Here is a 12,772-nt window from a genome sequence, read left to right on the forward strand (position 1 = left end):
CTGACGTCGGTCACCGGTCGACTCCTCCCATCACGGGGTCGATGGAGGCGACGGCCACGATGACGTCGGCGACCTGGCCGCCCTCGCACATCGCCGCCACGGCCTGAAGGTTGGTGAAGGACGGGTCGCGGAAGTGGACCCGGAAGGGACGGGTGCCGCCGTCCGACACGACGTGCGCGCCCAGCTCGCCCTTGGCGGACTCGACGGCCGCGTACGCCTGTCCGGGCGGGACCCGGAAGCCCTCGGTGACGAGCTTGAAGTGGTGGATCAGGGCCTCCATGGAGGTGCCCATGATCTCCCTGATGTGGTCGAGCGAGTTGCCGATCCCGTCGGGGCCCTGGGCGAGCTGGGCGGGCCAGGCGATCTTCTTGTCCGCGACCATGACCGGGCCGGGCTCGCGCAGGCGCTCCGCGCACTGCTCGATGACGCGCAGCGACTCGCGCATCTCGGCCATGCGGATGAGGAAGCGCCCGTAGGAGTCGCAGCCGTCGTCGGTCGGGATGTCGAAGTCGTACGTCTCGTAGCCGCAGTACGGCTGCGCCTTGCGCAGGTCGTGCGGGAGCCCGGCCGAGCGCAGGACGGGCCCGGTGGCGCCGAGGGCCATGCAGCCGGTGAGGTCGAGGTGGCCGACGTCCTTCATGCGGGCGCGGAAGATCGGGTTCCCGGTGGCGAGCTTGTCGTACTCGGTGAGGTTGTGCCGCATCGTCTTCACGAACTCGGCGAGCGCGTCGAGCGAACCGGCCGGGAGGTCCTGCGCGAGCCCGCCGGGGCGGATGAACGCGTGGTTCATGCGCAGCCCGGTGAACAGCTCGAATAGGTCGAGGCAGAGTTCGCGGTCGCGGAAGCCGTAGATCATGATCGTCGTTGAGCCCAGCTCCATGCCGCCCGTCGCGATGGCGACGAGGTGCGAGGAGATGCGGTTCAGCTCCATGAGCAGGACGCGGACGACGCTCGCGCGGTCCGGTACGTCGTCCTCGATGCCGAGCAGGCGCTCGACGCCGAGGCAGTACGCGGTCTCGTTGAAGAACGGCGTGAGGTAGTCCATCCGCGTCACGAACGTCGTGCCCTGGGTCCAGGTGCGGAACTCCAGGTTCTTCTCGATGCCCGTGTGCAGGTAGCCGATGCCGCAGCGGGCCTCGGTGACGGTCTCGCCGTCGATCTCCAGGATGAGGCGCAGCACCCCGTGGGTGGAGGGGTGTTGCGGACCCATGTTGACGATGATGCGTTCGTCGTCGGCCTTGGCGGCGGCCTCGACGACCTCGTCCCAGTCGCCGCCGGTGACGGTGTAGACCGTGCCCTCGGTGGTCCTGCGGGACCCCGGCGTGGTGGTGCTGCTCATGTGTACGACCTCCGCTGGTCGGGAGCCGGGATCTGGGCGCCCTTGTACTCCACGGGGATGCCGCCCAGGGGGTAGTCCTTGCGCTGCGGGAAGCCCTGCCAGTCGTCGGGCATCATGATCCGGGTGAGGGCCGGGTGGCCGTCGAAGATCAGCCCGAAGAAGTCGTAGGTCTCGCGCTCGTGCCAGTCGTTGGTCGGGTAGAGCGCGACGAGCGAGGGCAGGTGCCGGTCCGCGTCGGGCACGCTCACCTCGACGCGGATGAGCCGGTTGTGGGTGATCGAGCGCAGGTGGTAGACGGCGTGCAGCTCCCGGTCCTTGTCGCCCGGGTAGTGCACCCCGCTCACGCCGGTGCACAGCTCGAAGCGGAGCGCCGGGTCGTCGCGGAGCGTCCGGGCGACCTGGACGAGGTGCTCGCGCGCGACGTGGAAGGTGAGTTCGCCGCGGTCCACGACCGTCTTCCACAGCGCTTCCTCGGGGACCAGGCCCTGTTCCTCCAGGGCCCCTTCCAGCTCGTCGGCGACCTCGTCGAACCAGCCGCCGTAGGGCCGGCTGGAGGCGCCGGGCAACCGTACGGTGCGCACGAGCCCGCCGTAGCCGCTCGTGTCAGCGCCGGGCGAGCCGCCGAACATGCCCCTGCGGACGGCGATGACCTCGTCGGCCCGCGCGCGGGGCGCGGGCAACTGGCCCTCGGCGCCAGGGCTTTCGGGGCCCGCCACGCGCGCGGGGGCCGGGTCGGCGGGGGCGGGGGTGGCGCCCCCGGGCTCGCGGTCGCGGGGCGCCGCTCCCTCGGGCGCAGCGTCCACCGGCTCACCGCCGCCCGCCGGATCGTTCCGCCGCTCCTCGCTCATCGCAGCAGCCCCTTCATCTCGATGAGGGGCAGCGCCTTGAGCGCGGCCTCCTCGGCCTCGCGGGCCGCTTCTTCCGCGTTCACGCCGAGCTTGGTGCCCTGCACCTTCTGGTGCAGTTTGAGGATCGCGTCGATCAGCATCTCGGGGCGCGGCGGGCAGCCGGGCAGGTAGATGTCGACCGGGACGACGTGGTCCACGCCCTGCACGATCGCGTAGTTGTTGAACATGCCGCCCGAGGAGGCGCACACGCCCATGGAGATGACCCACTTGGGGTTCGGCATCTGGTCGTAGACCTGCCGCAGGACGGGGGCCATCTTCTGGCTCACCCGGCCCGCCACGATCATCAGGTCCGCCTGCCGGGGCGAGCCCCGGAAGACCTCCATGCCGAAGCGCGCGAGGTCGTAGCGGCCCGCGCCCGTCGTCATCATCTCGATGGCGCAGCACGCGAGTCCGAACGTCGCCGGGAACATGGACGACTTGCGCACCCAGCCCGCGGCCTGTTCGACGGTGGTGAGCAGAAAACCGCTCGGGAGTTTCTCTTCGAGTCCCATTGATGGCCCCTTAGACCTTTTCGTCCGCTGCGGGTCTCAGTCCCATTCCAGGCCGCCGCGCCGCCAGACGTACGCGTAGGCGACGAAGACGGTGAGCACGAAGAGGAGCATCTCCACGAGCCCGAAGACCCCGAGCGCGTCGAAGGTCACGGCCCAGGGGTAGAGAAAGACGATCTCGATGTCGAAGACGATGAAGAGCATCGCCGTCAGGTAGTACTTGATGGGGAACCGCCCGCCACCGGCCGGCGTGGGGGTGGGTTCGATTCCGCATTCGTAGGCTTCGAGCTTCGCCCTGTTGTAACGCTTTGGACCGATAAGCGTGGCCATGACCACGGAGAAGATCGCAAAGCCTGCCCCGAGGGCTCCCAGTACGAGGATGGGCGCATAAGCGTTCACCGCTCCTCGCTCCTCTCAGTCGGCACTGACTGCGTACACGGGTCCCCCCGGGCCGCCGCTGTGCCGCCCGGGGCCGCCGGACCCGCTCCCCGCCCCGCTTCTCCCCGCGTTCCGCGGCGTCCCGCCGACGAAGATCGCGAATATGTGAGGCAGTTCACAAGCCCGACTGCCCCGCATCCTATGCCCGCCTCTCTGTGATCTGCGACACGGGGTACACCCCTGCGTTTGTGATCTACGCCACCTGACGGCCGATCATGAGCGCGCATATGCCGGGAGTTTCGTACAGCGCGCGGCGGAATGATCACTTCCGGTGAGTCCGGGGCGGGATTTCCGCAGGTGGGGGGCGTGGTCGCTTTATCAAGAGGATGTAGGATCAAGCAAATTGGCGTTGGACTCGATCTCTTGATATAGGGACCGTCGCCGCCAAGAGCCCGAAAAGTCCACACAACGCCGTTCCTGCGCCGGGGAATTCGGCTTCTCCCCCCGCCGCCCCTCTTTCCCCGCCCGTTCCCCCTCCCCCAACGGCCCTCGCGCGTGCGCGCGTTCACGAGGGGGAAATCACCCCCGCCGGGAAGCGGGTGGGGCTGTTCGGGGGAAGTGCCCGGGAGCGGGTGCGCGGGAGCGCGCGGGAGCGACGAGAGGGGGCCGCGCGGGAGCGAGCGCGGAAGGCCGCGCGGGAGCGGACGCGGGACATCGCGAGGGAGCGGACGCGGGCCATCACGAGGGGCGCGCGGACGCAGGTCGCGCCTACACCGTTCCGTGACCTGCGCCACTCCCGTCCCGTGCCCCGGGGCGGGGAGGTTGGCCACGAAGCGGAAGCGATGGTAGGCGCGGGGCAATTGGGACGTATCGCGGAAACAGCGGGATCACGGCCATGATCACCACAGACAGGGCCCACCCCTTTCGCCCCCTATGGGCGATCAGACCGATAACAGGCCCGCACCTTTCGCCCGTTTTGCGGTCAACAGTGGCGCATCCCACGTTTGTTGAACCCACCGGCGGCCTCTTGATAGCGATAGGTCCCATGCCCCACACCGCTCAGATACCCAGCCACCGGAAGCCCCGCCGGAGCGCCTCGCGCATCGCCCTGCGGGCCGGCGTCGCCAGTGGCGTGCTCGGCACGCTCGCGGTGGCCGGTGCCTCGGGTTCGGCCTCGGCCGCCGAACCGGTGACCGAGACCATCGAAATGCCGACCCTGACCGCCAACCTGTCCGCCGCCATGGCCGCCGCCGCCGACTCGACGCGGCAGATGGCCACGAGCTACGAACTGCGGGCCGAGCAGGACGCGTCCTTCGCCCAGGCCGCCAAGCAGGCGAAGGCCGACCGCGACAAGGCGGAGAAGAAGGCCGAGGAGAAGGCCGCCGCGAAGAAGAAGGCCGCCGAGGAGGCCGCCGCGAAGCGCGCCGCAGAGGCGCGCGAGGCCGCCTCCCGCTCCGCGACGCGCACGACCCTCGCCCCCTCGGCCCCCGCGAGCACCGGCACCTCCACGCGCACCGCCTCCGCCGCGGCGCCCGCGCAGTCGGCCTCGGCGCCCGCGAGCGGTTCCGCCGCGAGCGTCATCGCCTTCCTCAAGTCGCACCTCGGCGACGCGTACGTCATGGGCGGCACCGGCCCCCACTCCTGGGACTGCTCGGGCCTGACCCAGGCCGCGTTCCGCTCCGTCGGCGTGGACCTCCCGCGCACCTCGCAGGAGCAGTCGACGGCCGGTACCCAGGTCTCCGTCTCCTCGGCGCAGCCGGGCGACCTCCTCTACTGGGGCGGCGCGGGCTCCGCGTACCACGTGGGCGTCTACCTCGGGAACGGCCAGTACCTCGACGCCGCCAACCCCGGCAAGGGCGTCGTCGTCCAGGACCTCTCCGGCTACCCGGCCTCGGGGGCCATCCGGCTCCTCTGAGCCTCCCTCACACGAGACGTCCGGGCGGGTCCCCCCACGGGGTCCCGCCCGGCGCGCGTCTCAGGACCGGACCGCCGCGGCGCAGTGGCCCCGCGCGCCCGCGTGCGCGTCGACCGTGCCCGCGCGGTCGTACGGGTCGATGACGACACCCTCGTCGGGCGCCACCGTGGCGCGCTCGGCGCCGAACTCGGGGCTGAAGTACCCCTTCCGCTCCCCGCACCCCCCGTTCGTGACATCGGAGGCGTACGACACGAGCTGGAACGTCCCCGCTCCGGGCGCCCCCGGGGCCGGCCAGCGCAGGACCGCCGCGCGCCGCACGATCGTGCGCACGACCTCGCCGCCGCCGGAGGCACGCACCACCGGGTAGACGAAGGTGACGTCCGTCCGCACGTCGATCCCCCCGTCCTCGGCCGCGCGGACCGTCATCCCGCCGCGCGTCTTGACGACGTCCCCCGCGAAGGCGAAGCGCTCGGGGTCGAAGCGCGTGGCGAGACGCAGCGGGTCGTTCTCCGCGCCGGGCGCGCCGGGCGCTCCGAAGGCGTCGGCGACGTACTCGCGTACGGCTTTCTGGCGGGGATCGAGGAAGCGCAGCGCGGCGGTGGGGCGTTCGCCCCGCAGGACGCCGGGGTCCAGGTTCGTGCCGGCGAGGAAGTTTTTCGTCCGGCCGAGCGCCTCGCCGACCCCGGCCGCGCTCAGCCCGCCCGTCGCCCGCGCGACGGGGACATCGATGCCGTCCGCGCCGCCGGCCCAGTCCTCGGCGGGCGAGTCGCGGAACGGCTCGCGGACGGTGGGGCCCTGGGGGGCGGCCGGCCCGCCGGAGCCGCCCCCGAACCGGAACAGGCCGGTCAGCGGGCCGGGCACGAAGGCGACGATCGCGAGGACGACGAGGGCGGCGACGACGATCGTGAACCAGGGCCTGCGCCCGCGCGCGGCGGCGGGCGCGGCGAGCCGGTAGGCGCGCGGGGGCTCGGGCGGGGGCTGCCCCTGGAGCCTGCGGGTCACCATCCGGGCCCGTGCCGAGGGTTCCTTGGGCGCGTCGGCCGCCCCGGTCCCGGCGGTGGCCTCCCGCAGGAAGCGGTCCCAGTCCTGCTCCGGAAGGGAGTCGTCGCTCCTCTTCACGCTGGTGTCTCCTTTCTGACCCGCCCTGGCGGGTGTGACGGCGGCCGGTGGTGGCGCGGGGCCGGGACGGCCGCGAGGCGCGGGGCCCGGTCCCGATGCTGCCGGTCGCCCAGCTCTATGCGCGCGACCTTCCCCTGCCGGGCCCGTCCGGCGCCGATCTGCTCCAGGTCCTGTGGTGCCCCTTCGACCACGGTTCGCAGCCGAGGACCGCGCTGTACTGGCGCGTCGCCGCCGAGGTCTCCCGCGTTCTCGACGCGCCCCCGGAGCCGTCCGCGATCCAGTACTCCTTCTACCTGCCCGAACCGTGCCTGCTGGCACCGGAGCAGGTCGTCGAGTACCCGCACCCCCTGGAACTGAGCGGCGAGCTCCAGGAGTGGCTCGCCGACCCCGGCACCTGGGAGGCGGCCGGGGTCGCGGTGCCCGCACGCTCCGACGAGGACGACTACGACGAGGACGAGTCCGTGTCGTACGACTTCTACCGCACCACGCTGTCGATCAGCCCCGGCTGGAAGGTGGGCGGCTGGACCCGCTGGGGCCTCACCGACCCCCAGCCCAGGTCCTGCCCCGAGTGCGGCACCGAGGAGGTGCCGCTGCTCACGATCGCCAGTACCGAGTGGAACGCGAGCAGCCGGAACTGGATGCCCCTGGAGGAGCGCTCCGCGCCCACGCGGCTCCTGCCCCGCAGCGTGCCCGCGGGGTTCACCCAGGTGACGCTCGCCCACGGCTACGACCTGCAAATCCACATGTGCCCGGCGTCCCCGGAACACCCGCGGATCGAGCTCATCCAGTAAGGACCGCGCCCGCCGCGCGCCGCCGGAGACGTCACCGCGTCCGGCGGCCACCGCGGCGGCGGCCCCCGGCCCGCGCCGCCTCGCCCCCGGGCTCACGCCCTGGGGGCCACCTTCGTCAGGCCGTTGATGACGCGGTCCATCGCGTCGCCGTGCGTCGGGTCGGTCAGGTTGGCGAGGAGCTTGAGGGTGAACTTCATCAGGACGGGGTGCGTGAGGCCGCGTTCCGTCGCGAGCTTCATGATCTTCGGGTTGCCGATGAGCTTCACGAAGGCCCGGCCGAGGCTGTAGTAGCCGCCGTAGGTGTCCTTGAGGACCTTCGGGTAACGCTGGAGGGTCAGTTCGCGCAGCTGCGCGGTGCGGCGGCCGTGCGCCTGGACGATGACCTCGGCGGCGATCGCGCCGGACTCCATCGCGTAGGCGATGCCCTCACCGTTGAAGGGGTTGACGAGACCGCCCGCGTCACCGACGAGGAGCAGCCCCTTCGTGTAGTGCGGCTGGCGGTTGAAGGCCATCGGGAGGGCCGCGCCCCGGATCGGGATCGTCATGTTCTCGGGCGTGTAGCCCCAGTCCTCCGGCATCGAGGCGCACCACGCCTTGAGGACCTCGCGCCAGTCCAGCTCCTTGAAGGACGAGGAGGTGTTGAGGACGCCGAGGCCGACGTTCGAGGTGCCGTCGCCCATGCCGAAGATCCAGCCGTAGCCGGGCAGGAGCCGGTCCTCGCCGGGGCCGCGCCGGTCCCACAGCTCCAGCCACGACTCCAGGTAGTCGTCGTCGTGGCGCGGCGAGGTGAAGTACGTGCGGACCGCGACGCCCATCGGCCGGTCCTCGCGGCGGTGCAGGCCCATCGCGAGCGAGAGCCGCGTCGAGTTGCCGTCGGCCGCGACGACGAGCGGGGCGTGGAAGGTGACGGGGGTCTTCTCCTCACCGAGCTTCGCGTGCACACCCGTGATGCGGCCGGACTCGTCGGTGACCGGCGCGCCGACGTTGCACCGCTCGTACAGCCGCGCGCCCGCCTTCTGGGCGGCGCGGGCGAGCTGTTCGTCGAAGTCGTCGCGCTTGCGGACGAGGCCGTAGTCGGGGAAGGAGGCGAGTTCCGGCCAGTCGAGCTGGAGGCGGTTGCCGCCCGCGATGATGCGGAGGCCCTTGTTGCGGAGCCAGCCCGCCTCCTCGGAGATGTCGATCCCCATCGCGATCAGCTGTTTCGTGGCGCGCGGGGTGAGGCCGTCGCCGCAGACCTTCTCGCGCGGGAAGGCCGTCTTCTCCAGGAGCAGGACATCGAGTCCGGCCTTCGCCAGGTGGTATGCGGTCGCCGACCCGGCGGGTCCGGCGCCCACCACGATCACATCCGCGCTGTGTTCGGACAGGGCCTCGGCCACGACACTTCTCCCGACGACTTGAAATCACGTGCCGAGCGGCACCGGACACGGGCAGTCTATTCAGGCGTCGTCTCCCCCGACCGAAGGGCTGACCGGAAGTGACCACCTCGCCCCCCGCCGCCGCCCGTCCCGCCCCCGTACTCGCCCTGCGTGTCCCCACCGACGAGGACGCGCACCACTGGCACCGCGCCTTCGCCCATCCCGAGGTCATGGAGTTCCACGGCGGCCGGCCCGCCGAGCTCTCCGTCTACCAGGAGCTGACCGCGCGCCAGCGGCGCCACGACGCCGAACTCGGCTACTGCCTGTGGACGGTGACCGACGCGGCCGGTGAGGTCGTCGGCTTCACGGGCGCGCAGCCGTGGCCGCACGCCCACTTCGGCCCGGTCGGCGCCATCGAGATCGGCTGGCGGCTGGCCCGTACCGCCTGGAGCCCGGGGATACGCGACGGCGGCGGCCCGTACGACCCTGGACCGGCTGCGCGCGGCCGGGGTCCCCTCGGTCGTGGCGATGGTCAAGGAGCACAACACGCGCTCGCTCGCGGTCGTGGAGCGGCTCGGGATGCGCCACGCGGAGACGTTCGCCCTGCCGGACGGAACGGAGCGGGGCCGGAGGTACGAGCTGGCGCTGTGAGAGCGGCGCCCCGGGCCGCGCGGCGGCGCCCCGCGTGAGCGCGCCCCGATCCGGGGCACACGCCTGTTCCGGAGCGTCCCGCGCGTACGGACCGCCTCGCACCGGGGGCGCCGCTACCGTTGGGTACCGCCTGACCTGGGGAGTTGAGAGCATGTCCTCGCTCGTGCCGGAGCCGACCGAGTTCGTCCTCGTGCCGCGCCTGCTCGGCCTCATGGCCATGGACGCGGTGACGGCCGCGCAGGAGAAGGGGCTCGCGACCGAGTCCCCCGACGATCCCGAGGTGCTGGAGGGGGGCCTCGACTACGTCGTGCGCCAGTACCCGGAGCCCGGCGCGCGCGTCCCGCACGGCGCCGTCCTCACGCTGTGGTTCGACACCTGGCCCGACGAGGGCGACGAGGGCGGTGGCGGCACCGGGGTGCGCGAACCGCTCGACCCGGGGCCAGGGGTCAGCGGCCTGGAGCGGGAGAAGCCGGAGCCGGAGGGGGACGGGCCCGAGGGCGTCGCCGTCTCGGGCTGAGACGGGGCGGGCGCGGAGGCGGGCGCGGGGCGGCCGGGCGTACGGGCCGCCCCGCAGCCGTACCCGTACCGGCCCCCGTGCCGCCCTCGCGCGCTTACGGGCCTCCGCCCCGGGCGGCTCAGCCCTCCTGCGGCTTGAAACCGCGGTGCAGTGCCACGATGCCGCCCGTCAGGTTGCGCCAGGCGACCTTCGACCAGCCCGCGTCCTGGAGCAGCGAGGCGAGAGCCGGCTGGTCGGGCCAGTCGCGGATCGACTCGGCGAGGTAGGCGTAGGCGTCGGGGTTGGAGGAGACCGCACGGGCCACGGGGGGCAGGGCCCGCATGAGGTACTCGGTGTAGACCGTGCGGAACGGCGTCCAGGTCGGTGAGGAGAACTCGCAGATCACGACCCGTCCGCCCGGCTTCGTCACCCGGTACAGCTCGCGCAGGGCGGCCGGGGTGTCGCTCACGTTGCGCAGGCCGAAGGAGATCGTGACCGCGTCGAAGACGTCGTCGCGGAACGGGAGCCGGGTCGCGTCCCCGGCGGTGAAGGGCAGCCAGCCGTGGCGCTGCTTGCCGACCCGGAGCATCCCGAGCGAGAAGTCGCAGGGCACGACGTAGGCGCCGGTCCGCGTGAAGGGCAGCGAGGACGTCGCGGTGCCGGCCGCGAGGTCGAGGACCTTCTGCGCCGGGCGCGCGTCCACGGCCTTCGCCACCTCCGCCCGCCAGGCGCGGTCCTGGCCGAAGGAGAGGATGTCGTTGGTGAGGTCGTAGCGCTTGGCCACACCGTCGAACATCGAAGCGACTTCTTGCGGCTGCTTGTCCAGGGATGCGCGTGTCGTCACCGGGTCATTGTGGCAGGCCCGGATAAAGACGGCGTACGAGCCCGGGGGCGGACGGCGACGGGCGGGGCCCCCGCGCGGGTCACGAACGGGCGGCGAAGTGCCGGAAACCGTCCGTTGTCCGTCACTTCCCGTCGAAAACGTCACGCGGGACGGCCCGGTGTGCGAGGTTCGGGAGGTTCCGCCCCCTCTCCCGGAAGAGGCCCCCGTGCCCCCGCCGCCGCGCCGTTCCCCCCTGCTCGCCCTCGCCTGCGCGCTGCCGCTGCTCCTCGCGGCCTGCGGCGGCGCCCCGGCGGACTCCGCCGACGACGCGCCCGCGCGGCGCGTGGGCTTCGCCCCGTACGTGAGCGCCGAGTCCGCGTCAGCGCTGGACGCGACGGCTCACCCGGACGAGTACCGCCTGGCCTTCGCCGTCGCGGACGGGCGGCGGTGCGTGCCGGTGTGGGGCGGCACGGAGCCGGTGGACGACCCGGCGGTGGTGGAGCGGGCGGGGCGGCTGGGCCGCGTGCGCGTGTCCTTCGGCGGCGAGGCCGGTACGGAACTGGCGCGGGCGTGCGGCTCGGTGGACGCCCTGGCCGCCGCGTACCGCCGGGCGCCGGACGCGGCGGGCACGGACCGCGCCGACTTCGACATCGAGGGCGGGACGCTCGGCGACACGGCGGCGAACGCGCGCCGCGCGCGGGCACTCGCGCGCCTGCAGGCCGACGGGGGCCTGGACGTCTTGGTCACGCTGCCGGTCATGCCCGAGGGCCTGGAGGCAGACGCGCGGGCGCTGCTGCGCGGGCTGCGCGCGGCGGGCGTGCGGGTCGGCGAGGTCAACATCATGACGATGAGCTACGGCTCCGCCTACCCGGACTCCGAGGGCCCGATGAGCGCGTACGGGGAGCGGGCGGCCCGCGCCGCGCACGGGCAGCTCCGCGCGGTGCTGGGCTGGTCCTCGCGTACCGCGTGGCGGCGGCTGCGCCTGACGGTGATGCCGGGGGTCAACGACGTGCCGCACGAGACGTTCACGCGCGCGGACGCCCGGCGCACGCACGCCTTCGCCGTGCGCGCCGGGCTCGGCGGCCTGTCGCTGTGGGCCTCCTTCCGCGACAGGCCCTGCGCGCGGGGCGAGTCCTCGCGGGAGCGGTGCACGGGGGTGGCGCAGGAGAAGGGCGAGTTCGCGCGGCTGCTCGCGGGCGGGGGCGCGGCGGGCTGACCGCGCCGGCCGGGGGCGGGAGCGGTGTGCGGGTGCGGTGCGTGCCGGGAGCGGTGCGTGCCGGGTGCGGGTGGGGGTACCCGGCCTGGCAGCGGAAGGCCAACGCACAGGGGGGCGCGCGGAGATGGTGAGGAGAACGGGGCGGGACGGCCGGGAGCGCGGCGTGTGGCGGAAGGTGGTGCCACTGCTGACGGCGATCGCGGCGGGCCTGCTCGCGGGAGTGCTGGTGGGGCCGGCGTTCGGCCGCAGTCCCCTGGAGACGGTGCCGCGGATACTCCCCGTCGTGGTCGTCTCCTACCCGATGACGCGCCGGCAGACGCAGCGGGTCGCCCGGGCGCTCGGCACGGACCTGTACGAAGTCCGCCGCGCGCAGATCGCTTTCCGCAAGCGCCTGGTGCCCGCGGACGCGGAGGAGGGGCGGCTGCTCGGCGCCTACGTCCGGTACGTGCGGGGGCGACGCGCCCGGCCCGCGGTGCTCGTCGTCCCCTGCGGCTTCCTGACCCTCCTCTGGACCGGCGCCCTCGTGGTCTCGGTGCTGGACGGGGACGCGGCGCTGGGAGTCGTCGTCGCGCTCGTCGGGCTGGGCTTCGGTCTCGGGATCGTCTTCTCCTGGCGCCGCACGAGCGCCTGTCTGCGGGAGACGGAACACGCCCTCGCCGCCGCCGGGCGGCGCGAGGAGCCGCCCGCGCCTGCGCCCGCGGCGGCCGGACGGCACGGCGACGACGCGACCGCCGGTACGCGCCCGCCCGGGCGGTTCTGAACGCGGGGTGCTGCACGCGGGGTGCTGAACCCCACCCCGGACCTTTGGCCAAGACATCGCGCTCCTGAGATACTCCCCGTCCGGTCCGGACACGGCGGAAGGAAAGCGGCCATGGCAGGCGCGAGGATGGCGGCCTTCGCCGGGCGGCACGGCTGGTACTTCAGGGGCGGGGTCCCCGGCCCGCCGTGGTGGGCGCTCGGCGCGTTCCTGGCGCTGGGCGGGCTCGTGGACGTCCTGCGCGGCGACGCCTGGGCGGTGCTCCTGATCCTCTTCGGGGGGTACGTGCCCCTCGCCCGCCTGCACCGCGTGCCCGGCGGCGAGGGCCGGGGACGCGGCACGGCCGCCGCCGGCCCCTCCCCTCAGCGCCGCCGGTAGACCAGGCGGCCCGCGCACACCGTCGCCACGCACGTGCCCTCGTCCGTGCGCGCGAAGAAGTCGGCGCGGGCCCCCGGCGTGAGCGGCGTCGGGGCGGGGCTCGCGACGAGGCGCAGCCCGCCGCGTACCGCCGCCTCGCGGAGCGCGGCATCGACCGC

The 12,772-nt window shown here is 73.3% G+C and carries 13 protein-coding genes and 1 pseudogene; 7 read left to right on the plus strand and 7 right to left on the minus strand.

Translation table 11 applies throughout. The features are described from left to right. Positions 1-10: 10 nt before the first annotated feature. From SSBG_RS10995 to SSBG_RS11010, 4 genes are read right to left on the minus strand one after another with little or no spacing between them, the layout of a single operon-like run. Positions 11-1,339, minus strand: coding sequence for an NADH-quinone oxidoreductase subunit D (locus SSBG_RS10995; protein WP_008746226.1), 1,329 nt, complete (start codon positions 1,337-1,339; stop codon positions 11-13). Continuing rightward, positions 1,336-2,187: an NADH-quinone oxidoreductase subunit C gene (locus tag SSBG_RS11000; protein ID WP_008746227.1), complete on the minus strand. Its 852-nt coding sequence runs from the start codon at positions 2,185-2,187 to the stop codon at positions 1,336-1,338. Before SSBG_RS11000 ends, SSBG_RS10995 begins: the two co-directional genes overlap by 4 nt. Beyond that, complete coding sequence (locus SSBG_RS11005; protein WP_007823336.1) at positions 2,184-2,738, minus strand: NuoB/complex I 20 kDa subunit family protein; 555 nt, start codon at positions 2,736-2,738, stop codon at positions 2,184-2,186. Before SSBG_RS11005 ends, SSBG_RS11000 begins: the two co-directional genes overlap by 4 nt. Positions 2,739-2,774: 36 nt before the next feature. Beyond that, positions 2,775-3,134 (minus strand): NADH-quinone oxidoreductase subunit A, encoded by a 360-nt coding sequence (locus SSBG_RS11010; RefSeq protein WP_007383963.1) that lies wholly within the window; start codon positions 3,132-3,134, stop codon positions 2,775-2,777. Positions 3,135-4,158: 1,024 nt separating this feature from the next. Here SSBG_RS11010 and SSBG_RS11015 point away from each other — a divergent pair. Beyond that, entirely contained in the window at positions 4,159-5,028 is an 870-nt protein-coding gene (locus SSBG_RS11015; RefSeq protein WP_008746228.1) for a C40 family peptidase, read from the plus strand. 60 nt (positions 5,029-5,088) lie between these two features. Here the strand turns inward: SSBG_RS11015 and SSBG_RS11020 are convergent, their stop codons facing one another. Beyond that, positions 5,089-6,147 (minus strand): hypothetical protein, encoded by a 1,059-nt coding sequence (locus SSBG_RS11020; protein WP_008746229.1) that lies wholly within the window; start codon positions 6,145-6,147, stop codon positions 5,089-5,091. 50 nt (positions 6,148-6,197) lie between these two features. Here SSBG_RS11020 and SSBG_RS11025 point away from each other — a divergent pair, with 50 nt between their 5' ends. Then, positions 6,198-6,938 carry a non-ribosomal peptide synthetase gene (locus SSBG_RS11025; protein WP_234010473.1) on the plus strand — a complete coding sequence of 247 codons (741 nt, stop codon included), beginning with the start codon at positions 6,198-6,200 and terminating at the stop codon, positions 6,936-6,938. Between the two features lie 92 nt (positions 6,939-7,030). Here the strand turns inward: SSBG_RS11025 and SSBG_RS11030 are convergent, their stop codons facing one another. After that, the gene (locus SSBG_RS11030; RefSeq protein WP_008746231.1) at positions 7,031-8,314 is read right to left on the minus strand and encodes a geranylgeranyl reductase family protein; all 1,284 of its coding nucleotides are present in this window, start codon (positions 8,312-8,314) and stop codon (positions 7,031-7,033) included. Between the two features lie 98 nt (positions 8,315-8,412). On the opposite strand from SSBG_RS11030, the pseudogene SSBG_RS11035 reads away from it, so the two are divergent. Then, positions 8,413-8,944: pseudogene (locus SSBG_RS11035) on the plus strand (GNAT family N-acetyltransferase). 151 nt (positions 8,945-9,095) lie between these two features. Then, positions 9,096-9,461, plus strand: a complete 366-nt coding sequence (locus tag SSBG_RS11040) for a PASTA domain-containing protein (protein WP_037869464.1) — start codon at positions 9,096-9,098, stop codon at positions 9,459-9,461. Between the two features lie 118 nt (positions 9,462-9,579). Here the strand turns inward: SSBG_RS11040 and SSBG_RS11045 are convergent, their stop codons facing one another. After that, entirely contained in the window at positions 9,580-10,284 is a 705-nt protein-coding gene (locus SSBG_RS11045; RefSeq protein ID WP_008746234.1) for a demethylmenaquinone methyltransferase, read from the minus strand. 205 nt (positions 10,285-10,489) lie between these two features. Between SSBG_RS11045 and SSBG_RS11050 the strand changes: the two genes are divergently transcribed. The 3 genes from SSBG_RS11050 (at position 10,490) to SSBG_RS11060 (ending at position 12,614) form a co-directional block, all read left to right on the plus strand. Beyond that, positions 10,490-11,479 carry a glycosyl hydrolase family 18 gene (locus tag SSBG_RS11050; RefSeq protein ID WP_037869465.1) on the plus strand — a complete coding sequence of 330 codons (990 nt, stop codon included), beginning with the start codon at positions 10,490-10,492 and terminating at the stop codon, positions 11,477-11,479. A gap of 178 nt (positions 11,480-11,657) precedes the next feature. Next, positions 11,658-12,239: a hypothetical protein gene (locus tag SSBG_RS11055; protein ID WP_158677763.1), complete on the plus strand. Its 582-nt coding sequence runs from the start codon at positions 11,658-11,660 to the stop codon at positions 12,237-12,239. Positions 12,240-12,350: 111 nt separating this feature from the next. Next, the gene (locus tag SSBG_RS11060; RefSeq protein WP_008746237.1) at positions 12,351-12,614 is read left to right on the plus strand and encodes a hypothetical protein; all 264 of its coding nucleotides are present in this window, start codon (positions 12,351-12,353) and stop codon (positions 12,612-12,614) included. Positions 12,615-12,772: the final 158 nt, after the last annotated feature.

The organism is Streptomyces sp. SPB074 (assembly GCF_000154905.1).
Classification (GTDB): domain Bacteria; phylum Actinomycetota; class Actinomycetes; order Streptomycetales; family Streptomycetaceae; genus Streptomyces.

Excerpts from the sequence above, each read along its gene's own strand:
- SSBG_RS11060 (WP_008746237.1), top strand. The coding sequence starts at position 12,351 with ATGGCAGGCGCGAGGATGGCGGCCTTCGCCGGGCGGCACGGCTGGTAC.
- SSBG_RS11005 (WP_007823336.1), bottom strand. The coding sequence starts at position 2,738 with ATGGGACTCGAAGAGAAACTCCCGAGCGGTTTTCTGCTCACCACCGTC.
- SSBG_RS11040 (WP_037869464.1), top strand. The coding sequence starts at position 9,096 with ATGTCCTCGCTCGTGCCGGAGCCGACCGAGTTCGTCCTCGTGCCGCGC.
- SSBG_RS11000 (WP_008746227.1), bottom strand. The coding sequence starts at position 2,187 with ATGAGCGAGGAGCGGCGGAACGATCCGGCGGGCGGCGGTGAGCCGGTG.
- SSBG_RS10995 (WP_008746226.1), bottom strand. The coding sequence starts at position 1,339 with ATGAGCAGCACCACCACGCCGGGGTCCCGCAGGACCACCGAGGGCACG.
- SSBG_RS11015 (WP_008746228.1), top strand. The coding sequence starts at position 4,159 with ATGCCCCACACCGCTCAGATACCCAGCCACCGGAAGCCCCGCCGGAGC.